The 19,701-nt window shown below is 67.2% G+C and carries 18 protein-coding genes; 15 read left to right on the top strand and 3 right to left on the bottom strand.

Features of this window, described 5'->3' with window-relative positions:
- Positions 1-80: 80 nt before the first annotated feature.
- A complete protein-coding gene (locus FHS96_RS10500; RefSeq protein WP_429590507.1) occupies positions 81-734 on the top strand; it encodes a phytanoyl-CoA dioxygenase family protein in 654 nt (217 codons plus the stop codon).
- Positions 735-819: 85 nt separating this feature from the next.
- Here FHS96_RS10500 and rplT read toward each other — a convergent pair whose 3' ends face one another.
- Together rplT and rpmI are read right to left on the bottom strand one after the other, a co-directional pair.
- Positions 820-1,197 carry a 50S ribosomal protein L20 gene (gene rplT, locus FHS96_RS10495; RefSeq protein ID WP_025294634.1) on the bottom strand — a complete coding sequence of 126 codons (378 nt, stop codon included), beginning with the start codon at positions 1,195-1,197 and terminating at the stop codon, positions 820-822.
- A gap of 15 nt (positions 1,198-1,212) precedes the next feature.
- The gene (gene rpmI / locus FHS96_RS10490; protein ID WP_025294633.1) at positions 1,213-1,416 is read right to left on the bottom strand and encodes a 50S ribosomal protein L35; all 204 of its coding nucleotides are present in this window, start codon (positions 1,414-1,416) and stop codon (positions 1,213-1,215) included.
- Positions 1,417-1,648: 232 nt separating this feature from the next.
- Between rpmI and FHS96_RS10485 the strand changes: the two genes are divergently transcribed.
- From FHS96_RS10485 to FHS96_RS10465, 5 genes are all read left to right on the top strand, one after another.
- Positions 1,649-5,269: a hybrid sensor histidine kinase/response regulator gene (locus FHS96_RS10485; RefSeq protein WP_429590504.1), complete on the top strand. Its 3,621-nt coding sequence runs from the start codon at positions 1,649-1,651 to the stop codon at positions 5,267-5,269.
- Positions 5,256-6,119, top strand: a complete 864-nt coding sequence (locus FHS96_RS10480; protein ID WP_429590501.1) for a CheR family methyltransferase — start codon at positions 5,256-5,258, stop codon at positions 6,117-6,119. Before FHS96_RS10485 ends, FHS96_RS10480 begins: the two co-directional genes overlap by 14 nt.
- Positions 6,112-6,690 (top strand): chemotaxis protein CheB, encoded by a 579-nt coding sequence (locus FHS96_RS10475; protein ID WP_429590498.1) that lies wholly within the window; start codon positions 6,112-6,114, stop codon positions 6,688-6,690. Before FHS96_RS10480 ends, FHS96_RS10475 begins: the two co-directional genes overlap by 8 nt.
- A 32-nt stretch (positions 6,691-6,722) precedes the next feature.
- Positions 6,723-7,715: a diguanylate cyclase gene (locus FHS96_RS10470; RefSeq protein ID WP_429590495.1), complete on the top strand. Its 993-nt coding sequence runs from the start codon at positions 6,723-6,725 to the stop codon at positions 7,713-7,715.
- Between the two features lie 70 nt (positions 7,716-7,785).
- Positions 7,786-9,963: an AsmA family protein gene (locus tag FHS96_RS10465; RefSeq protein WP_429590492.1), complete on the top strand. Its 2,178-nt coding sequence runs from the start codon at positions 7,786-7,788 to the stop codon at positions 9,961-9,963.
- A 206-nt stretch (positions 9,964-10,169) separates the two neighbouring features.
- Here the strand turns inward: FHS96_RS10465 and FHS96_RS10460 are convergent, their stop codons facing one another.
- Positions 10,170-10,718 (bottom strand): DUF2939 domain-containing protein, encoded by a 549-nt coding sequence (locus FHS96_RS10460; RefSeq protein WP_429590489.1) that lies wholly within the window; start codon positions 10,716-10,718, stop codon positions 10,170-10,172.
- Positions 10,719-10,832: 114 nt separating this feature from the next.
- Between FHS96_RS10460 and FHS96_RS10455 the strand changes: the two genes are divergently transcribed.
- Genes FHS96_RS10455 through FHS96_RS10415 form a run of 9 tightly spaced genes read left to right on the top strand, consistent with a single transcriptional unit; the run spans position 10,833 to position 19,697 of the window.
- On the top strand, positions 10,833-11,459 hold the full coding sequence (locus FHS96_RS10455; protein WP_429590486.1) for a methylthioribulose 1-phosphate dehydratase: 627 nt from the start codon (positions 10,833-10,835) through the stop codon (positions 11,457-11,459).
- Complete coding sequence (locus FHS96_RS10450) at positions 11,456-12,010, top strand: 1,2-dihydroxy-3-keto-5-methylthiopentene dioxygenase (RefSeq protein ID WP_429590483.1); 555 nt, start codon at positions 11,456-11,458, stop codon at positions 12,008-12,010. Before FHS96_RS10455 ends, FHS96_RS10450 begins: the two co-directional genes overlap by 4 nt.
- On the top strand, positions 12,011-12,655 hold the full coding sequence (gene mtnC / locus FHS96_RS10445) for an acireductone synthase (protein ID WP_429590480.1): 645 nt from the start codon (positions 12,011-12,013) through the stop codon (positions 12,653-12,655).
- Positions 12,652-13,698 carry an S-methyl-5-thioribose-1-phosphate isomerase gene (gene mtnA, locus FHS96_RS10440; protein WP_429590477.1) on the top strand — a complete coding sequence of 349 codons (1,047 nt, stop codon included), beginning with the start codon at positions 12,652-12,654 and terminating at the stop codon, positions 13,696-13,698. Before mtnC ends, mtnA begins: the two co-directional genes overlap by 4 nt.
- A gap of 26 nt (positions 13,699-13,724) precedes the next feature.
- Positions 13,725-14,411 (top strand): extensin family protein, encoded by a 687-nt coding sequence (locus FHS96_RS10435; protein ID WP_429590474.1) that lies wholly within the window; start codon positions 13,725-13,727, stop codon positions 14,409-14,411.
- A gap of 43 nt (positions 14,412-14,454) precedes the next feature.
- Positions 14,455-15,309: an LOG family protein gene (locus FHS96_RS10430; protein ID WP_429590471.1), complete on the top strand. Its 855-nt coding sequence runs from the start codon at positions 14,455-14,457 to the stop codon at positions 15,307-15,309.
- A 58-nt stretch (positions 15,310-15,367) separates the two neighbouring features.
- Positions 15,368-16,453 carry a phenylalanine--tRNA ligase subunit alpha gene (gene pheS / locus FHS96_RS10425; RefSeq protein WP_429590468.1) on the top strand — a complete coding sequence of 362 codons (1,086 nt, stop codon included), beginning with the start codon at positions 15,368-15,370 and terminating at the stop codon, positions 16,451-16,453.
- Positions 16,450-18,822 (top strand): phenylalanine--tRNA ligase subunit beta, encoded by a 2,373-nt coding sequence (gene pheT, locus FHS96_RS10420; RefSeq protein ID WP_429590465.1) that lies wholly within the window; start codon positions 16,450-16,452, stop codon positions 18,820-18,822. The genes pheS and pheT overlap by 4 nt, the downstream gene beginning before the upstream one ends.
- Positions 18,819-19,697: an aldose 1-epimerase family protein gene (locus tag FHS96_RS10415; protein WP_429590462.1), complete on the top strand. Its 879-nt coding sequence runs from the start codon at positions 18,819-18,821 to the stop codon at positions 19,695-19,697. Before pheT ends, FHS96_RS10415 begins: the two co-directional genes overlap by 4 nt.
- Positions 19,698-19,701 lie beyond the last annotated feature (4 nt).

Here is a 19,701-nt window from a genome sequence, read left to right as displayed (position 1 = left end):
GTTCATCACATGCGGCTTCGTCCGCATCGATCAGGCCTTTCCGGCCGACATCGCCAGCACGGCGCGCGACATTCTGTGGCGTGACCTGCCTGGCACGCCCCGACGACCCGGCGAGCTGGCACCAGCCCGTCGTCCGCCTGGGCCATTATGCCCAGCCGCCGTTTCGCGCGGCGGCACAGAGCCCGCTGCTGGAGGGCGCCTTCGACCAGCTTGTCGGCCCCGGCCGCTGGCAACGGCTGGGTGCGATCGGCACTTTCCCGGTGCGCTTCCCCAGCCCGGCGGATCCCGGCGACACCGGCTGGCATATCGATGTCAGCTTCGGCACCGAGGCGCCCGACTTTCTCGACTGGCGCGCCAACATCTTCAGCCGCGGCCGCGCGCTGTTGCTGCTATTCCTGTTCTCCGACGTCGGCATCGACGACGCGCCGACGCGCATCCGCGTCGGATCGCATGTCGACGTCGCCCGCGCGCTGGCGCCGGCGGGGAACGCGGGGCTGACGCTCAGGGAGTTGGCGGCGGGCGGGTTCGGCGGGTCGGACACACGGCCGGAGGTTCCGGCGGTGGGCCGGGCGGGCAGCGTCTACCTGTGCCACCCGTTCCTCGTCCATTCCGCGCGGCCGCACCGCGGCAGCGCGCCGCGCTTCCTGGCGCAGCCGCCGCTGCTGCCCGCAGACCCGGCGGCGCGGGTGCTGCGCGCGGACGGCGACACGCCGATCGAACGCGCGATTCGCTGACACAGAAAAAGGCGCCAGCGGGAGATCCCACCGGCGCCTTCTTTCCTCATGGGGTCGGCGCGGACGACCGCGCCGGCCTCAGCCTTCAGGCAGCGACGCGCGCGCCTTCGGGAAGAGCGGCCTTCGCCTGCGCAATGATCGCGCTGAACGCCTCACCCTCATGCATCGCGATATCGGCCAGGACCTTGCGGTCGAGGTCGATGCCAGCGAGCTTGAGGCCGTGCATGAACACGCCGTAGGTCAGGCCCTCGGCGCGCACGGCGGCGTTGATGCGCTGGATCCACAGCGCGCGGAAGTTCCGCTTCTTAACCTTGCGGTCGCGATAGGCGTACTGACCGGCCTTCTCCACCGCCTGGCGGGCGATGCGGATGGTGTTCTTGCGACGGCCATAATAGCCCTTCGCCTGGTCGAGGATGCGGTTATGCTTCGCCCGCGTCGTCGTACCGCGCTTTACACGTGCCATTCGTCAGTGCTCCTCTTAGCGCAGGCCGTAGGGGGCCCAGGCCTTGACCGTCGCCGTATCGGCTTCGGACAGGACGGAGGTGCCGCGGTTCTGGCGGATATACTTGCCGTTGTGGCTGATCAGGCGGTGGCGCTTGCCGGCCACGCCGTGCTTGATCTTGCCGGTCGCGGTGATCTTGAAGCGCTTCTTCACACCGCTCTTGGTCTTGAGCTTGGGCATTTTCGTCTCCTCATGATCGACGATCGCGGACGGCCTCGGCAGCCCATTACAGCCGGACAGTCCCTTGAATCGCGGAAAGTGGGCCCCTTAAGGGAAGCCGGCCGCCAATGCAACGGTGCGAATCGGAAGGCCGCCCGAGCGTTCGGCGCGATATGGTGGATAGTCTGGACATCGCCGGAGGGCGCCGCCAGAAAACCCCGGTCGCCCAATCGCTTCCCGAAGGCCCGCATCCATGCCCGACGCGCTCCCGACCTCGACGACCGACAGCGCGGGGGACCTGACCCGGCATGGCGACAACTGGCTGCAGCGCATCTCGGTGCGCTGGAAGCTGATCGCGGCATTCGGCCTGTTGCTGCTGATGATCGTCGCGACCCGCGGCATCAACATCGTCGTCCAGAGCAACCTGGCCGAGGCCAGCGACTGGGCCACCCACACCCAGGGCGTGCTGCGCGCGTTCGACCGACTGCGCCTCGCGGCAGCCGACAGCGAGGCCGGGCTCGAGGATGCGATGGTGCTTCGGGGCGCCGCCGCCCGGCGACAGATGGGTGCCGGACAGAACGAGTTCGACACCGTGTTGGAGGAACTCGACCGGCTGACCACGGACAATCCCGCGCAGCAGGTGCGGCTGCAGCGGATCGGCACATTAGTCGACGAATGGCGCGCCAACGCGGTGATCCCGATGCAAGCGGCCATCCGGCGTGGCGATTCGGCAGAGACGATCGAACAATTGCTGCTGCGCGGCCGAGATATCCGTGACCGCCTGCTCAGCGAGATCACCCGCGGGCAGCGCGAAGAACAAAAATTGCTCGAGGTGCGCAACGCACGGATGAACCGGTTGCTGTCGCTGGTCCAGACCGTCGGCTGGATCACGCTTGGAATCGGCATCGCCATCGTGCTGCTGTCACTGCGATTTACCCAGCGGCAGGTGGTGGCGCCGCTGACGCGCGCCGCCGAACTGATGACAAGGCTCGTCCGCGGCGACCGCGATTTTACGGTCGACGGCGTCCATCGCGGGGACGAACTGGGCGAACTCGCACGCGGGCTCACGCGCTTCCAGTTCCATCTTGAGGAACTGGATCGGGTCGCGACCGTCAAAGCCAGTGTCGCGGCGACGATGGCGGCCGTGCAATCCACCGACGGCATCGAGGATTTCGCGCAGCGGCTGCTGCAGGCGCTGGCCGGCTGCGTCGATGCGCAGATCGCGATCTTCTACATCCCGGACAGCGATGGCGAGACGCTGCGGCTTGCCGGGGCGATTGGCCTCGACGGTGCTGATAGCGCCGCGCTTCGCTTTCGCCCGGGCGAGGGGCTGATCGGCCAGGCCGCGGTCAGCCGCCAGCCGCTGCGGCTTTCCGACCTGCCGCCGGACTATTTCCGCGTCCGGTCGGGCAGCGGCGATATCGCCCCTTCTGCGCTCTGGATCGTGCCGATCATCGTGCGGGATCGGCTGATGGCGATGCTCGAACTCGCCGCGATCGCGCCCTTCGATGCCGATGACGATATTTTCATGGCCGAACTGCTGCCGGTGCTCGGTCTTTCGATCGAAAACCTCATGCGCGCGCGGCGCACGCAGGAGCTGCTGTCCGAAACCCAGGCGCAGGCGATCGAGCTCAAGGCATCCGAGGAAAGCCTGCGCACGCAGGAAGAGGAATTGCGCGCAACCAACGAGACGTTGCAGACCAACGCCCAGCGGCTGCGCGCGTCCGAAGAGGAGCTGCGCGCGCAAACGGAGGAATTGCAGGCCTCCAACGAGGAGCTGCGCCAGCGCACCGACCAGCTCGCCGAGGAAAAGCGCCGCGTGGAGCTTGCCCAGGCCGAGATCGAGGACAAGGCGCGCGCGGTGGAGAAGGCCAGCCGCTACAAGTCCGAATTCCTCGCCAACATGAGCCATGAGCTGCGGACGCCGCTCAACAGCCTGCTGATCCTCTCACGCGAGCTGGCGCAGAACCGCAGCGGCAATCTGGGTCCGGACGATGTCGAATCGGCGCAATATGTTCATGAGGCGGGCGCCAGCCTGCTGCGGCTGATCAACGACATCCTCGATCTTTCGAAGATCGAATCGGGTCGGATGGAGCTGGCCGCGCACGACCTGCGGCTGGGCGACCTCGCCGGCGAACTGCTGCGTCATTTCCGCCATGTCGCCGCCGAGAAGGCGGTGACGTTCGACGTGACGGTGGAGGATGGCGCGCCGGAGGCGATCCGCACAGATACCGCCAAGCTCAGCCAGATCACCAACAACCTGCTGAGCAACGCTTTCAAGTTCACCAGCGCCGGCGGGGTGGCGGTGACGATCGGCCGCGGTGCCGCCGAAGGGATGATCCGGATCGCGGTACAGGACAGCGGCATCGGCATTCCGGAAGACAAGCTCGGCAAGGTGTTCGAGGCGTTCGAGCAGGTCGATGCCAGCACCAGCCGGAAATATGGCGGCACCGGGCTGGGCCTCGCGATCGCCCGCAATTTGGCGCGCGCGCTGGGTGGCGACCTGACATTGGAGAGCAAGCTGGGCGAAGGCAGCCGCTTCACGCTCACCTTGCCGGAGCGGATCGAGGCGACGTCGCAAGTGGCGCTGCCGGTGCCGGCGCTGCCCCCCTCCGCCCCCGTTCCGGTACAGCCCGCCGAACGCGCCGACCCGCCCGCGATCGTGTCTCCGGGCAGCGAGGTGATCCCCACCGACGTCGTCGGCGACGACCGCCGGCTGATCCAGCCGGGCGCGGCCTCGATCCTGATCGTCGAGGACGATCTGCGCTTCGCCAAGATCATGCTCGATGTCGTGCGCTCCAAAAATTATGCCGGGCTGGTCGCGGGCGACGGCGAAAGCGGCATCGCGCTTGCCCGTCGCTACAAGCCGCGCGGCATCCTGCTCGACGTTATGCTGCCCGGCATGGACGGCTGGACGGTGATCGAGCGGCTGAAGGAGGATGACGGGACGCGTCACATCCCGGTGCATTTCATCTCCGCGACCGACGAGGCGCCGCGTGCCCGCGCGCTGGGAGCGATCGGATTCCTCACCAAGCCGGTGACGCGCGAGGACATTTCGGACGTGTTCGGCCGCTTCGAACATTATGCCGGCGAACGCATGCGCCGCGTGCTGGTGGTGGAGGACGATGACGGCGTGCGCCTGTCCGTCCGCAAGCTGATCGCGGCGCCAGGGCTCGAGATCGTTGAGGCGGAGACCGGTGCTGCCGGCCTTGCGCAGCTGGCGGAATCGGGGTTCGACTGCATCGTGCTCGACCTGGGCCTGCCGGACATGGACGGCTTCACATTCCTCGCCGAGGCGCGCGGCCATGGCGAGATTCCGCCGGTGGTGGTCTATTCGGGTCGCGACCTGACGCCGGAAGAGAATCTGCGGCTCCACGAATATACCGACAGCGTCGTCATCAAGGGCGCGCGCTCTTTCGACCGGCTGGTCGACGAGGTCAGCCTGTTCCTCCACTCGATGCGCGCGCCCTCCCCCGACCAGGGGCAGACCGGATCGCTGGAGGGGCGCAACGTGCTGATCGTCGACGACGATGTGCGCAACCTCTATGCTCTGGCCAAGGCGTTGCGCGCGCAGGGGCTCGTCGTGAAAGTGGTGCAGGGCGGCCAGCAGGCGCTGGACCTGCTCGACGGCGAGAACGACATCGAACTCGTGCTGATGGATATCATGATGCCGGGAATGGACGGGTATGAGGCGATGCGGCAGCTGCGCCAGCGGCCGCGCTACCGCGACATCCCGATCATCGCGCTGACGGCCAAGGCGATGATGGACGATCGCCAGAAATGCCTCGACGCCGGTGCCAGCGACTATCTGCCCAAGCCGATCGACCTCGACCGGCTGCTATCGCAGATGCAGGTCTGGCTTGGCGGCCGCTGACGCGATGATCGCCGCCGACGATCTGGACGAGGAGGCGATCGAGGTCGAGCTGTTCCTGCTCGCCCTCCAGCGACGCCACGGCTACGATCTGCATCATTACGCCCAGGCATCACTGCGCCGGCGGGTCAAGCAGGCCGCCGAGACGCTGTCAGGCGGCAGCATCCTCGATCTTACCACACGGATGATGCGCGAACCGGCGCTGCTGACCGAAATCATCGCCAGCATTTCCGTGCCGGTATCCGAGATGTTCCGCGACCCGTTCGTGTTCCGGACGTTGCGGGAAGAGGTGCTGCCGGTGCTCGCATCCTGGCCGCGAATCGTGATCTGGCAGGCGGGGTGCGCGCATGGCGAGGAGACCTATTCGCTCGCCATCCTGCTGGAGGAAGCCGGGCTCTACGACCGGACGACGATCCACGCGACCGACTTCAATACAGTGGCGATCGAGCGCGCGAAGGAAGGCATCTACCCGCTGCGCTATGCGCGCGATTATGCGCGATCCTATCTGGAGGCGGGCGGCACCCGCACCTTCACCGATTATTGTCACGCCGGCTACGAGCACATCAAGATGGACGACCGGCTGCGCCGGAACATCCATTTCCACAATCACAACCTGACGGTGGATGGCCCGTTCTGCGAGGCGCAGCTTATCCTCTGCCGCAACGTACTGATCTATTTTGACAATGTTCTTCAGGACCAGGTGGTGGGCCTGTTCGCCCGCAGCCTGGCGCGCGGCGGTTTCCTGTGCCTCGGCACCAAGGAAAGCCTGCAGTTCACGACGACCGCGCCGCAACTGGCGCCCGTCGACAAGCGCGCGCGGATCTTCCGCAACACCGGGGTCCGGCGTGACTGACCCGTCGGCGGGGGCGATCGTGATCGGCTGCTCCAGCGGCGGCATCCGCGCACTCTCGACAGTGTTCGCGCAATTCTCGCCGCTGATCACGCGGCCGGTGCTGGTGGTGTGCCATTTCCGGTCGGACGACGTCTCCGGGCTGTGCGACCTGCTGGGGCATCATTCGACACTGCCCGTGACCGAGGCGTGCGAACGCCAGTATCCGGAAGCCGGCACGATCTATGTGACGCCCGGAAACTATCATCTCCACATCGAATCCGACGGCCGCTTCGCGCTCTCGGTCGATGCCCGGGAGTGCTACAGCCGCCCCTCGATCAACATACTTTTCGAGTCTGCATCATGGACTTATCGGGAAAAATTGATCGGAATCATATTGACGGGGGCCAACGATGATGGTGCACGGGGGCTGAGCTCGGTACGCCAGAGACGGGGAATCTCCATCGTGCAATTGCCTGAGGAAGCGGAAGCTCCGGAAATGCCTTCGGCTGCGCTTGCGGTCGCGGGGGCCGATTTCCTGTTGCCGCTGGCCGAGATCGGCGGCGTGGTCAGCGACATCTGCCTCAACGCATGACTTCCCCGCAAGACCGACCCAAGATCCTCATGGTGGATGATCAGCCGGCGAACCTGCACGCGCTGCGCAAGCTGCTCGCGCATTCGGGGGCGGACCTCATCGAGGCGCATAATGGCGAGGAGGCGCTGCTTGCCTGCCTGGAGCATGAGTTCGCGCTGATCCTGCTCGACGTCCACATGCCCGGCATCGACGGATATGAGGTCGCGACCTCGATCCTCGACGGGGACGAGCAGCACAACACCCCGATCATCTTCCTGACCGCCGCCTATGATACCGACCTCCACCGCATGCGCGGCTATCAGGCGGGCGCGGTCGATTATATCGCCAAGCCGATCGACGATTATATCCTGACCGCGAAGGTGCGGATCTTCCTCGACCTGTGGATCGCGCGGCGCCGCGAGCAGGAACTGGCCAACCAGCTCGCCGAGCGCAACGTGCAGCTCCACCGCGAGATCGCCGAGCGCGAGAAGGCGGAGGCCGCGGCGCGCCACCAGGCGATCCACGATCCGCTGACCGGGCTGCCCAACCGCCTGTTCTTCGTCGACAAGTTCGAGAAGGCGCTGGAGGCCGGCAGCGCGCGCAACGTGCTGATCGCAGTGTTCTATATCGACATCGACGGGTTCAAGCCGGTCAACGACACGCATGGCCATGCCGCGGGCGACGAACTGCTCAAGCAGATCGCCGATCGCCTGCGGACGACGGTGCGCCGGGCCGATGCGGTGGCACGGCTGGGCGGCGACGAATTCGCGATGATCGTCGAGGGGCTGACCGACGTCGAGCCGATCGCGCGGATCGGCAACGCGGTGTGCGAGGCGCTGAGCGAGCCGTTCCTGCTGCCCAACGTCGCCACGGTGAAGATCGGCGCGAGCGTGGGCGTGGCGATCTATCCGATGCATGGCGCCTCGCGCGACCTGCTGCTGCGCGCCGCCGACGATGCGATGTATCGCGCCAAGCGCGCCGGCCGGAACCGGGTGGAGTTCGCGCCGGTGCCGCTGGCGGTACCGTCACCGCAGATGCCGCACTAGGCAAAGGCGCCGCGCCGGCCAGAGAATCCGGGCCGCGGAACCTGGGCGCCTCCCCATTGGTTTCAGGCGGATGGCCGAGGCCGATCCCCAGTTGCGCGTTTCCGACGACGCTCTGGACGCTGCCGCAAGAAAAGCGGGCGCGAAGGGCCACCGTATGCCGGCCGCCATTCGACGCATGCCGCCGGCGCCCGTGGCCGCCATCCTCTCGATCTTGGCCACGATCATTGGGCTGATCGTGCTGGCCTGGGCGATCCTCTACATCACCAAGGGCCGCTTCCTGAAGCATCCCTTCGAACGGGTGGCGACCAGCCTTTCCGAGCGGCAGGTGCGCGTCGCCGGCGATTTCCAGCTCTATTTCAACCCGATCAACATCAAATTCTATGCCGAGGGACTGACCGTATCCAACCCGCAATGGGCGAGACGGCGCAACTTCTTCGCCGCCGACCGGATCGACACCAACATCTCCACCTTCACATTGATCTTCGGCACCAAGCGGGTGAACTGGCTGGACCTGACCAATGGTGACGTCGCGCTCGAATGGGATGCCGCCGGCCGCCGCAACAGCTGGACGTTCGGTGATCCCAACGCAAAGGGCGCGCCGCTGGAGATTCCGCTGATCCGACGTGCTACGATCGCGGGCACGCAGATCCATTATCGCGACCCGAAGATGCAGGTGCAGGCCGACATCAAGGTCGACACCGTCAAGGCGACCAACACCCGCTTCGACAATGATATCCGCTTCACCGGCGGCGGCGTGGCGCGCGGCAAGTCCTTCAACCTTTCTGGCAGCCTGATGTCCCCCAACGAAACGCTGGCGGGCGGCCGCAACCAGTTCGCGCTGGCGGCGAATACCGGCCCGACGCGGATGACCGTTTCGGGCACCTTGCCCGGCGCGACCGAGATCCAGGGGGCGGACCTCAAGGTCGGCGTACGCGGCCCCAACCTCAGCCTGCTGTTCGACCTGATCGGCATCGCCGTGCCCGATACGCGCGCCTATCGCTTCGGTTCGCACCTGACCAAGGATGGCGGCGCGTGGAAGTTCACGCGCATCAACGGCCTGTTCGGTGCGAGCGACCTGGCGGGCCGCATGACGATCACCATGCCCAACGACCGGCTGAACCTGGACGCCGACTTGTCGACGCGGACGATCGACATCGTCGATATCGGCCCGTTCATCGGCTACGAGCCCAGCGCCGCGGCGAAGGGAGAGGCCGGCATCGTCGAGACGGTGGGCGGCACGCCGCGGCTGCTGCCCGACGCCCCCTTGCGCATCGAGGCGATCCGCGGCTTCGACGCGCACGTGGTGTACAAGGTGCGCCGGGTCCGCGCCCCAAGCTTCCCGGTCTCCGACATCGCGCTGACGCTCGACCTCGATCGCAGCCTGCTTACCCTGTCACCGCTGACCTTCACGATGGCGCGCGGTCGGGTTGCGTCGGACATCGTGATCAATGCCCGGCGCAATCCGGTGTTCACCGATTATGACATCCGCCTCTCCCCCACCCCGATGGGCGTGCTGCTGGCGGGCTTCGGGGTCGAGCAATCGGGCACGACGGGCACGCTCAGCGCGCGGGTGAAGATGTCCGGCACCGGAAACAGCGTGCGCGATTCGCTGGCCAGCTCGAACGGCCGTATCGCGGTGATCCTCCCGCGCGGCACCTTCTGGACGCGCAACATCCAGCTCAGCGAGCTCGATATCGGCACCTTCGTGTGGAAGATGTTCCAGGACAAGCTGAAGAAGCCGGTGCAGATCAATTGTGGTCTGGTCGCCTTCACCGTGCGCGACGGCATTGCGGCGGCCGATCCGATCCTGATCGACACCGACAAGAATGTGATGCTCGGCCGCGGCGGCTTCAGCTTCAAGAACGAGTCGCTGGACCTCGCCTTCCGCGCCGATTCGAAGAAGTTCAGCCTGTTTGCCGGCCAATCGCCGGTGGGCATCAACGGTTATTTCGCACGACCCGGGTTCAGCCCCCTCAGCCCCGAACTGATGGGCCGCGCGGGCGCCGGTCTTGGCCTAGCCGCAGTGGTGACGCCGCCGGCGGCGGTGCTCGCCTTCATCGATGTCGGCGATGCCAAGTCCGCGGCGTGTGGCCCGGTGCTGGCGGGCGCGACCGCCGCCGCGCAACGCACGACCAAGGGCGAGAAGCGCGACGATGTCGGCCGCGGCACGACGGCGAAGAGCGAGGACGGCAAGCACAAGGGCGGCGAGCGCAAGTCGCAGGAAAAGAAGTTTCTGGGGATTTTCTGATGGGTGACCTCGGCGTGATTGCCGTGTCGTAGGTCGCGCCGCGTTTCACCCCGCCCTGTGGCCCCGGCCTTGAGCCGGGGTCCCGCTGCCTTCTTCCTCTTTCGCCTACTCCATTGGAAAGAAAGAAGAAGCGGGATCCCGGCTTAAGGTCGGGATGACGGAGGTTGCGGTGTTTGGTCTGATGATCGGTGGAACGGAGCCTCCCCTCAGATCGTCGCCGCGTCCGGTTCCGCCGCCGCGCCGCCTTCGCGCGGCATGTCGATGCCGACAAGTTTCCAGCCGAGCCCGTCGCGGCGGAAGATCAGTTCGCCCTTGCGGTTGCGCGGGGAGACGCGGAATTCGGAGAGGGAGCGGCGGTCGATCAGCGGGCTTTTCCCCAGCTTCATCCGCAGCGGTTCCGGTTCGGAGCCATCGTCGACGATCATCTCGCTGGCGAACACGCGGCGCAGCGCGTCGGGCGTGATCAGCGCATCGACGGCGCGATCGACCAGCGGGCCGCCAAAGGCAGCCGCCAGCGCGCCCAGCCCGCTGTCGCGGCCGCCGGCACGGTCGGCCAGGTCGTCGGTCAACTCGGCAGCGATTGCCGAACGGAAGGCGGGGAAATCGACATAGGCGGAAAGCGCGGCGGCGTTGCGATCATCGGCGGCGCGCTGCATCTGGCGGAGCGTCCAGATCGGTGAGCCATAATACCAGCCGACGGCGCCAAGCAGCAGCAACGCGGCAACGCCGATGAGGATGAGCCGAGTCCGTTTCATCACTGTCCTTTTTCCGGCACCGCGGCCGCCTCTTGCCCCGCGAACTCTTAGCAGAAGCTGACCGGCCGGCGTCCACTGTCATCGTCATGTCATCGCCGCTATGCAGGGGGCGACATGGCTTTTCCCGACCTTGAGCAGGCGAGCGCGGCGATCGTCGCCGTCGGCCGCGCGTTCGACGCGCGCAACTGGGCGCCCGCGACCAGCGGCAATTATTCGATCCGGCTGGGTAACGGCCGCGTCGCGATCACCGTATCCGGCCGCCACAAGGGTCGGCTGACCACCGACGACGTGATGACCGTCGACCTCGACGGCCGCTCGCTCGACGGTAGGAAGCCATCCGCCGAAACCGCGCTCCACACCATGCTCTACCGCCGCTTTCCCGACGTCGGCGCGGTGCTGCACAGCCACAGCCCGGCAAGCGTGGGGATGACGCGTGCGCTGGCCGGCGCGACCGGCTGGACGGTTGCCGGGCACGAACTGATGAAGGCCTGGCCGGGCGTCGCCACGCACGAGCACCAGGTGACGCTGCCGATCGTCGACAACAGCCAGGACATGGCGGTGATCGAGGCGGCGATCGACCCGCTGCTGGTTGCCGCGGGTGATCCGCCTGCCTATTTCATCCGCGGCCACGGCCTTTATGGCTGGGGGCGTGACATCGCCGAGGCCGAGCGCGTCGTCGAGGCGACCGAATGGCTGATCGAGGCGGAGCGCGCCGAGCGCGCTTTCAGGAGCATGGCATGAGCCGTCTGGAAATCTTTGCCGAGGGCAATCCGAACACGCCGATCGCGGTGCATGAGGACGGCGCTGCGATCGCCGCGGCGCTGGCCGGGATCGGCGTGCATTTCGAGCGCTGGCGCGCCAATGCGGCGCTGGCCGAGGATGCCGACGATGCGGCGGTGATGGCCGCCTATGCCGGCGCAATCGAGCGGCTGAAGGCGGAGGGCGGCTATCAGGCGGTCGACGTCGTCCGGATGAAGCCAGACCATCCTGATCGCGCGATGCTGCGCCGCAAGTTCCTGTCCGAACATGTTCATGGCGAGGATGAGGTGCGCTTCTTCGTCGAGGGCGAGGGGCTGTTCACGCTGCGCGCCGACGGCCACGTGTTCAACATGCTGTGCGTGCGCGACGACCTGATCTCGGTGCCTGCCGGCACCCGCCACTGGTTCGACATGGGCCCGGCGCCGCGCTTCACCGCGATCCGGCTGTTCACCAACCCCGAAGGCTGGGTGGCGAGCTTCACCGGGGACGACATCGCCGACCGCTTCCCCCGCCACGAACCGGTGGCCGCCTGAATGACGACGCCTGCGCGTGCCGTACTGACCGATATCGAGGGGACGACGAGCAGCATCGCCTTCGTCACCGAGACCCTCTTCCCTTATGCGCGCGAGCGCATGGCTGGCTATGTCGCGGCGAACGAAGCGGCGGTGGCGCCGATCCTCGTCGAGGTGCCGGGCGAGAACATCCCCGCCAAGCTGGCGACGCTCGCCGCCTGGATGGATATCGACGCCAAGGAGACGCCGCTGAAGGCGCTGCAGGGCATGATCTGGGCGGATGGCTATGCCGATGGCGCGCTCAAGGGCCATGTCTATGCCGATGCGGCGGAAGGGCTGCGGCGCTGGAAGGCGGCGGGGATCGACCTCTATGTCTACAGCTCCGGCTCGATCACGGCGCAAAAGCTGATCTTCGGCCACAGCGTCGAGGGTGACCTTAGGCCCCTGTTCTCAGGCTATTTCGACACGACCACGGGGCCCAAGCGGGAGGCGAAATCCTATGCGCTGATCGCCGAAGCGATCGGGCTGCCCACAGCCGACATCCTGTTCCTGTCCGACATGCCCGCCGAGATCGACGCGGCGCGCGCCGCTGGCATGGCCGCGATCCAGGTCGATCGCGCGGGTGGCGGCAACGGCGTTTCATCCTTCGCGGAGATCGAACCATGAAGCTCGATGGCGCCGAGATCCGCTCGATCGTCCGCACCGCCGATGGGTGCGGCGTCCGCATTCTCGACCAGCGCAAACTGCCCTGGGAAGTGTTGTGGGTCGAACTGCGCAGCGCAGGCGACGCCGCCCGCGCGATCCGCGAGATGTGGACGCGCGGCGCGCCGCTGATCGGCGTCACCGGCGCCTATGGGCTGGCAATGGCGCTAAACCAGGATCCGTCAGACGACGGGCTGGCGGCGGCGCATGCGATGCTCGTCGAGACGCGGCCCACCGCGGTCAACCTGCGTTGGGCGCTCGACGAGGTGCTGGCCGCGGTCCAGCCGCTGGCGCCGGCGGCGCGTGCCGGGGCCGCCTTCGCGCGCGCCGAGGCGATCGCAGACGAAGATGTCGCGCTCAACCATGCGATCGGCCTGCATGGCCTCGATCTGCTGCGCAAGCTCAGCGCCTCCAATCCCGGCCGGCCGCTCAACATCCTCACCCACTGCAACCCCGGCTGGCTCGCGACGGTCGCCTATGGCACCGCCACCGCGCCGATCTACCTCGCGCATGACGAGGGAATCGACCTGCATGTGTGGGTGGATGAGACCCGGCCGCGCAACCAGGGCGCGCTGCTCACCGCGTTCGAGCTTGCCAATCATGGCGTGCCGCACACGGTGATCGCCGACAATACCGGCGGGCTGCTGATGGCACGGGGCCAGGTGGATGCGGTGATCGTCGGCACCGATCGCGTCACCGCCAATGGCGATGTCTGCAACAAGATCGGCACTTATCTGAAGGCGCTGGCGGCGCAGGATTGCGGCGTGCCCTTCTATGTCGCGATGTCCTACACCACGATCGACCGCGCGACGCCGAGCGGCGATGTCGTGCCGATCGAGGATCGCGATGGCGATGAACTGGCGCTGCTCGCCGGCCCGGCGGGCGATGGCGCGATCGGCACGGTGCGTGTTACCGCTTCCCCCGCCTATAACCCTGCGTTCGACGTGACGCCGGCACGGCTCGTCACGGGCTACCTTACCGAACAGGGGCTTCTGACGGAGATTTGACGCCACCTGCCTGCCTTCGGAACCGCATGATCCCCAAACGACTGCCGATCCTTGCCGCCGTGGTGTCGGCGCTGTTGCTTGCCGGCTGTGGCGGTGGCGGCGGGCGCGATCGCCGTGAGCCCAGCCGCCAGAGTGCTCCGGCGCGCGCCGCGCAATCTGCGCTGCCCGGCATCGAATCTTCCGAGATCAGGCAGTGCATGGCGCGGATGAGCGCGGCCGGTTTCCAGTTCACGCCGTTGCCGGACAGGCAGTTTGGTGGCGCCTGCGAAGCCCGCGGATCGATCCAGCTCCAGAACGTCGGCGTACCGATCAGCAATCTGGGCGCGATGCGCTGTCCGTTGGCGGAAACCTTCGCCGCCTGGTCCCGCTTCGCGGTGCTGCCGGCGGCGCGTGCCTATCTCGGCACCGAGGTGGTCAAGATCGAGAGCTTCGGCACCTATAGCTGCCGCAACGTCAACGGCGCGTCGAGCGGGCGGCTGTCGCAGCACGCCTATGCCAATGCCGTCGATGTATCCGGCTTCGTGCTCGCCGATGGCCGGCGGATCACCGTGCTTGAAGGGTGGAACGGCAGGGACGAATCGGTCCGCCGCTTCCTGCGCCGCATCCATGAATCGGGCTGCAAGCGCTTCAAGACGACGTTGGGCCCCGAATATAATGCCCTCCACGCCAATCACTTCCACTTCGACATGGGGCGCGGGCCGTTCTGCAAGTGACGAAGGCTTTCGGGGCGAGCCGCTTTCAACTAACGGGACGGGCATGACCGAGAGAAAGATTCCGAACCGCACCTTTCCCCGCGCCGCGCAGGACGCGGAGGCGGCGAAGCATGTCGTCAGCACGCCGCAGACGGAGCATCCCGCCTATCGCCTCGCCTTCCAGGACATGGATTTCCTGCTGCGCGAGGATCTGCGGCCGGTGCGCTTCCAGCTTGAGCTGCTGAAGCCCGAACTGATGCTCGACGAGGCGAACATCGCCTCGATGTTCGTGTTCTACGGTTCGGCGCGCATCCCCGAACCGGCGAAGGCGCAGGCGCTGCTCGATCTCGCCACCGACGAGGCCGGCCGCAAGGTGGCCGAACGGCTGATCGAGAAGTCCAAATATTATGACGTCGCGCGCGAACTGGCGCAGCTGGCAAGCCAGACGCCGCCCGACGAGAGCGGCAAGCGCCACTTCGTCGTCTGCTCCGGCGGCGGCCCCTCGATCATGGAAGCCGCCAATCGCGGTGCGGTCGACATGGGGCAGGAGACCGTCGGCCTCAACATCACGCTCGAGCATGAGCAGGCGCCGAACCCCTACGTGACGCCGTCGCTGTCCGTGCAGTTCCACTATTTCGCGCTGCGCAAGATGCACTTCCTGCTGCGCGCCCGCGCGCTGGCGGTGTTCCCGGGCGGCTTCGGCACGTTCGACGAACTGTTCGAGGCGCTGACGCTGGTACAGACCGGCAAGGTCCGCCCGATCCCGATCCTGCTGTTCGGCAAGGAATTCTGGGATCGCGTCGTCAATTTCGAGGCGCTGGCCGAGGAAGGCGTGATCTCCGCGCGCGACCTCCACCTGTTCCGCTTCGTCGAGACGGCAGAAGAAGCCTGGGCGATCGTGCAGGATTTCTACGCCTGAGACGATGACCCTCCCCCTCCCCTTCAGGAGGGGCCTACACCTCAAAAGAAGCGGTAGCATGAGCGACCTCGACACTTTGAAATCCGATCTGCTCGCCGAGATCGACGCCGCGGCCACGCCCGACGCAATCGAAGCGATCCGCGTGAAGGCGCTGGGCAAGGCCAGCCCGATCGCCGCGCTGATGAAGACGCTGGGCGGCATGTCCCCCGAGGAACGCCAGCAGCAGGCGCCGCGCATCCAGGGCGTGCGCGCCGCGGTGAGCGACGCGATCGCCGCCCGCAAGGACGCGCTGGAGAGCGCCGCGCTCGATGCGCGCCTTGCCGCCGAGAAGATCGACCTGACCTTGCCGGCGCCCGAGGCGGCGCAGGGCTCGGTTCACCCGGTCAGCCAGGTGATGGACGAACTGGCGGAGATCTTCGCCGATCTAGGCTTCGCTGTCGCCACCGGCCCCGAGATCGAGGATGACTGGCACAATTTCACCGCGCTCAACATTCCGGAAAGCCATCCGGCGCGCGCGATGCACGACACCTTCTATTTCCCGGAGACCGAGGAAGGCGCGCGCAAGATGCTGCTGCGCACCCACACCTCGCCGGTGCAGATCCGCACGATGACGAAGACGCCGCCGCCGATCCGGATCATCGCGCCGGGGCGCACCTATCGTTCGGATTCGGATGCGACGCACACGCCGATGTTCCACCAGGTCGAAGGGCTGGTGATCGATCGCGGCATCCATATGGGCCATTTGAAATGGACATTGGAAACCTTCGTCCGCGCCTATTTCGAGCGTGACGATATCGTGTTGCGGATGCGGCCGAGCTATTTTCCCTTCACCGAGCCTTCGGCGGAAGTCGATGTCGGCTACACGCTGGAGAAAGGCCGCCGCGTGATCGGCGGCGCCAAGCCCGATGGCTGGATGGAGATCCTGGGATCCGGCATGGTCCACCCCAAGGTAATCGCCGCCTGCGGCCTCGATCCCGACGAATGGCAGGGTTTTGCCTTCGGCTGCGGCATCGACCGGCTGGCGATGCTCAAATATGGCATGGACGATCTGCGCGCCTTCTTCGACGGCGACCTGCGCTGGCTGAAGCATTATGGCTTCGCCGCGCTCGACGTGCCCACGCTGTCCGGAGGAGTCGGCGCATGAAGTTCACGCTGAGCTGGTTGAAGGACCATCTGGATACGGACGCCGGCGCCGAAGCCGTCGCCGAGGCGCTGACCCGCGTCGGCCTCGAGGTCGAAAGCGTCGAGAACCCGGCGAAGGTGCTCGCCCCCTTCCGCATCGCCCGCGTGCTTACCGCCGAGCGCCATCCGCAGGCGGACAAGCTGCAGGTGCTCTCGGTCGACGCCGGTGACGGCCCGTTGCAGGTCGTCTGCGGCGCGCCCAACGCACGCGCCGGCCTGGTCGGCGTGTTCGGCGCGCCGGGCGCCTATGTCCCGGGCAGCGGCATCACATTGAAAGTGGCGGCGATCCGCGGCGTCGAATCGAACGGCATGATGTGTTCGGTGCGCGAACTGGAACTCGGTGACGAGCATGACGGGATCATCGAACTGCCGGCGGATGCGCCGGTGGGCACCGCCTATGCCGAATGGGCCGGGCTCGACGATCCCGTGTTCGACGTGGCGATCACCCCCAACCGGCAGGATTGCATGGGCGTGCGCGGCATCGCCCGCGATCTGGCGGCGGCGGGCTTCGGCACGCTGAAGCCGCTGACCGTGCCGACGGTCGCGGGCGAAGGCCCCGGGCCCGAGATCCGCATCGAGGATGCGGAGGGCGTGCCCACTTATTTCGGCCAGACCGTCTCCGGCGTCACCAACGGTGCCGCGCCGGACTGGATGGCGAAGCGGCTGAAGGCGATCGGCCAGCGGCCGATCAGCGCGCTCGTGGACATCACCAATTATGTGATGTTCGATCTCGGCCGGCCGCTGCACGTCTACGACCGTGCCAAGCTGACGGGCGCGCTCGTCGCCCGCCGCGCGGTCGACGGCGAGAGCGCGCTGGCGCTCAATGGCAAGACCTATGCGCTCGATCCGTCGATCGTGGTCATCGCCGACGACGCGCATGTCCACGACATTGGCGGCATCATGGGCGGCGAGGATTCAGGCGTTTCCGAAACCACCACCGACGTGGTGATCGAATGCGCCTTCTTCGATCCCGAGCGGATCGCCCGCGCCGGCCAGAAGCTGGCGCTGACCAGCGATGCGCGCACCCGCTTCGAGCGCGGCGTCGACCCCGCCTTCCTGGAGGATGGCATCGCGATCGCGGCGCAGCTCGTGCTCGACATTTGCGGCGGCAAAGCGAGCACCGTCACCCGCGCCGGCACCCCGCCGGTCGAGACGAAGACTGTTGCCTATGATCCGGGCCATGCCGCGCGGCTCGGCGGCGTCGATGTCGATCCGTCCGAGCAGAAGGCGATCCTCGAGCGGCTGGGCTTCGGCGTGGTCGAGGGTTCGCCGTGGCAGATCAGCGTTCCGAGCTGGCGCCGCGACGTCGATGGCGCCGCCGACATCGTCGAGGAAGTCGTCCGCATCACCGGGCTCGACGCCGTGCCCTCGACGCCGCTGCCGCGCACGCCCGGCGTCGCGCGGCCGACCGCGACCCCCGACCAACTCATCGAGCGCCGCGTGCGTCGCTCGGCGGCGGCGCGCGGGCTGAACGAGGCCGTGACGTGGAGCTTCCTGTCGGAAACCGAGGCTGCCGCTTTCGGTGGCGGCGCATGGACGCTCGCCAACCCGATCAGCGAGGATCTGAAGGTGATGCGGCCGTCGCTGCTGCCGGGGCTGCTCGCCGCAGCCGCGCGCAACGCCAATCGCGGCCAGACCGGCATCCGCCTGTTCGAGGTCGGCCGCCGCTATCTGGCGGATGCTGAGCGGCCGACGGTGGCACTGCTGCTCGCCGGCGAACGAAGCCCGCGTGGCTGGCAGGCCGGCAAGGCGCAGCGCTTCGATGCATTCGATGCCAAGGCGGAGGCGCTGGCCTTGCTCGCGGCCGCCGGCGCGCCGGTCGAGAACCTGCAGGTGATGGGCGAGGCCGGCGGGGTCTATCATCCCGGCCAGTCGGGCACCTTGCGGCTCGGGCCGAAGACGGTGCTCGCCGCGTTCGGCACCCTGCATCCGAAGACCTTGAAGGCATTCGACCTCGATGGGCCGGTCGCGGCAGCGGAGATCTATCTCGACGCTATTCCCGCCAAGCGCGGCGGCTCGGCAAGGATGCGCCCGGCCTATGCGCCGCCGGCACTGCAGCCGGTGACGCGCGATTTCGCTTTCCTGCTGCCGCGCGAGACGCCCGCGGAAACGCTGGTCCGCGCGGTGCGTGGTGCGGACAAGGCGGTGATCGTCTCCGCCCGACTGTTCGACCTGTTCGAAGGGCAGGGCGTGCCGGAAGGCGATAAGTCGATCGCGGTCGAGGTCGTGCTGCAACCCGGTGAGAAGAGCTTCACCGACGAGCAGTTGAAGGCGGTGTCCGACAAGATCGTCGCAGCGGCGACCAAGGCGGGCGCGAAGCTGCGGGCATGATCGGCGACGAGGTCCGCATCGCCTCCGCGGCGCTATCGGCGACGATCGCGCCGCTGGGAGCGGAATTGCAGACCCTGGGGGACGCCGACGGGCGTGACCTGCTGTGGAACGGTGATCCCGCCTATTGGACGGGAAGGGCGCCCTTGCTCTTCCCGTTCATCGGACGGCTGAACGGCGACGCCTATCGGCTGGACGGGGAGAGCCACCCGCTCGGCCAGCACGGCTTCGCGCGGCGGCGCAATTTCGCGCTGGTCGAACAGGCGCCGGCGCGTGCGCTGTTCCGGCTGACCGACGACGAGGAAACCCGCCTCCTCTATCCGTTCGCGTTCGAACTCGACGCCGATTACCGCATCGACGGCGCGACGCTGACGATGACGATCACCGCGCGCAACACCGGTGACCGGCCGCTGCCCGCGAGCTTCGGCTTTCATCCGGCGTTCCGCTGGCCGCTGCCCTATGGCGCCGCGCGCGACCATCATCGCATCCTGTTCGAGAAGGACGAGCCGGCGCCGTTGCGCGTGCTTGCCGGCGGCCTCGTATCGCCCGAGCTGGTGCCGACCCCGGTCGAGGGCCGCAGCCTGAAGCTGAACGACGCGCTGTTCGCGCGCGACGCAATGATCTGGGACCGGCTGGAGAGCCGCCAGCTTCTGTACGGCGCCGAGGATGGTCCGCAGCTCGACATCCGCTTTCCCGACACGCCCTGGCTGGGGATCTGGACCAAGCCGGGCGCGGGCTATGTCTGCATCGAGCCTTGGGCGGGCATGGCCGACCCGGAAGGCTTCGAGGGCGAGATCTGGGAGAAGCCCGGTATTATTGCGATCGAACCGGGCGGCGCGCGCAGCTTCCGGATGATTGTGACGCTGACGGGACTCTGATCCT

Source organism: Sphingomonas zeicaulis, assembly GCF_050433225.1.
GTDB lineage: Bacteria > Pseudomonadota > Alphaproteobacteria > Sphingomonadales > Sphingomonadaceae > Sphingomonas_D > Sphingomonas_D zeicaulis.
Note: the sequence above shows the minus strand (reverse complement) of the source record. Positions and strands in the feature narration are given on the sequence as shown.

Bases quoted from the DNA above. Each gene is read 5' to 3' on its own strand.
- rplT (WP_025294634.1), bottom strand. From the start codon at position 1,197: ATGGCACGTGTAAAGCGCGGTACGACGACGCGGGCGAAGCATAACCGC.
- rpmI (WP_025294633.1), bottom strand. From the start codon at position 1,416: ATGCCCAAGCTCAAGACCAAGAGCGGTGTGAAGAAGCGCTTCAAGATC.
- FHS96_RS10485 (WP_429590504.1), top strand. From the start codon at position 1,649: ATGCCCGACGCGCTCCCGACCTCGACGACCGACAGCGCGGGGGACCTG.
- FHS96_RS10465 (WP_429590492.1), top strand. From the start codon at position 7,786: ATGGCCGAGGCCGATCCCCAGTTGCGCGTTTCCGACGACGCTCTGGAC.
- FHS96_RS10460 (WP_429590489.1), bottom strand. From the start codon at position 10,718: ATGAAACGGACTCGGCTCATCCTCATCGGCGTTGCCGCGTTGCTGCTG.
- FHS96_RS10455 (WP_429590486.1), top strand. From the start codon at position 10,833: ATGGCTTTTCCCGACCTTGAGCAGGCGAGCGCGGCGATCGTCGCCGTC.
- FHS96_RS10450 (WP_429590483.1), top strand. From the start codon at position 11,456: ATGAGCCGTCTGGAAATCTTTGCCGAGGGCAATCCGAACACGCCGATC.
- mtnC (WP_429590480.1), top strand. From the start codon at position 12,011: ATGACGACGCCTGCGCGTGCCGTACTGACCGATATCGAGGGGACGACG.
- mtnA (WP_429590477.1), top strand. From the start codon at position 12,652: ATGAAGCTCGATGGCGCCGAGATCCGCTCGATCGTCCGCACCGCCGAT.
- FHS96_RS10435 (WP_429590474.1), top strand. From the start codon at position 13,725: ATGATCCCCAAACGACTGCCGATCCTTGCCGCCGTGGTGTCGGCGCTG.
- FHS96_RS10430 (WP_429590471.1), top strand. From the start codon at position 14,455: ATGACCGAGAGAAAGATTCCGAACCGCACCTTTCCCCGCGCCGCGCAG.
- pheS (WP_429590468.1), top strand. From the start codon at position 15,368: ATGAGCGACCTCGACACTTTGAAATCCGATCTGCTCGCCGAGATCGAC.
- pheT (WP_429590465.1), top strand. From the start codon at position 16,450: ATGAAGTTCACGCTGAGCTGGTTGAAGGACCATCTGGATACGGACGCC.
- FHS96_RS10415 (WP_429590462.1), top strand. From the start codon at position 18,819: ATGATCGGCGACGAGGTCCGCATCGCCTCCGCGGCGCTATCGGCGACG.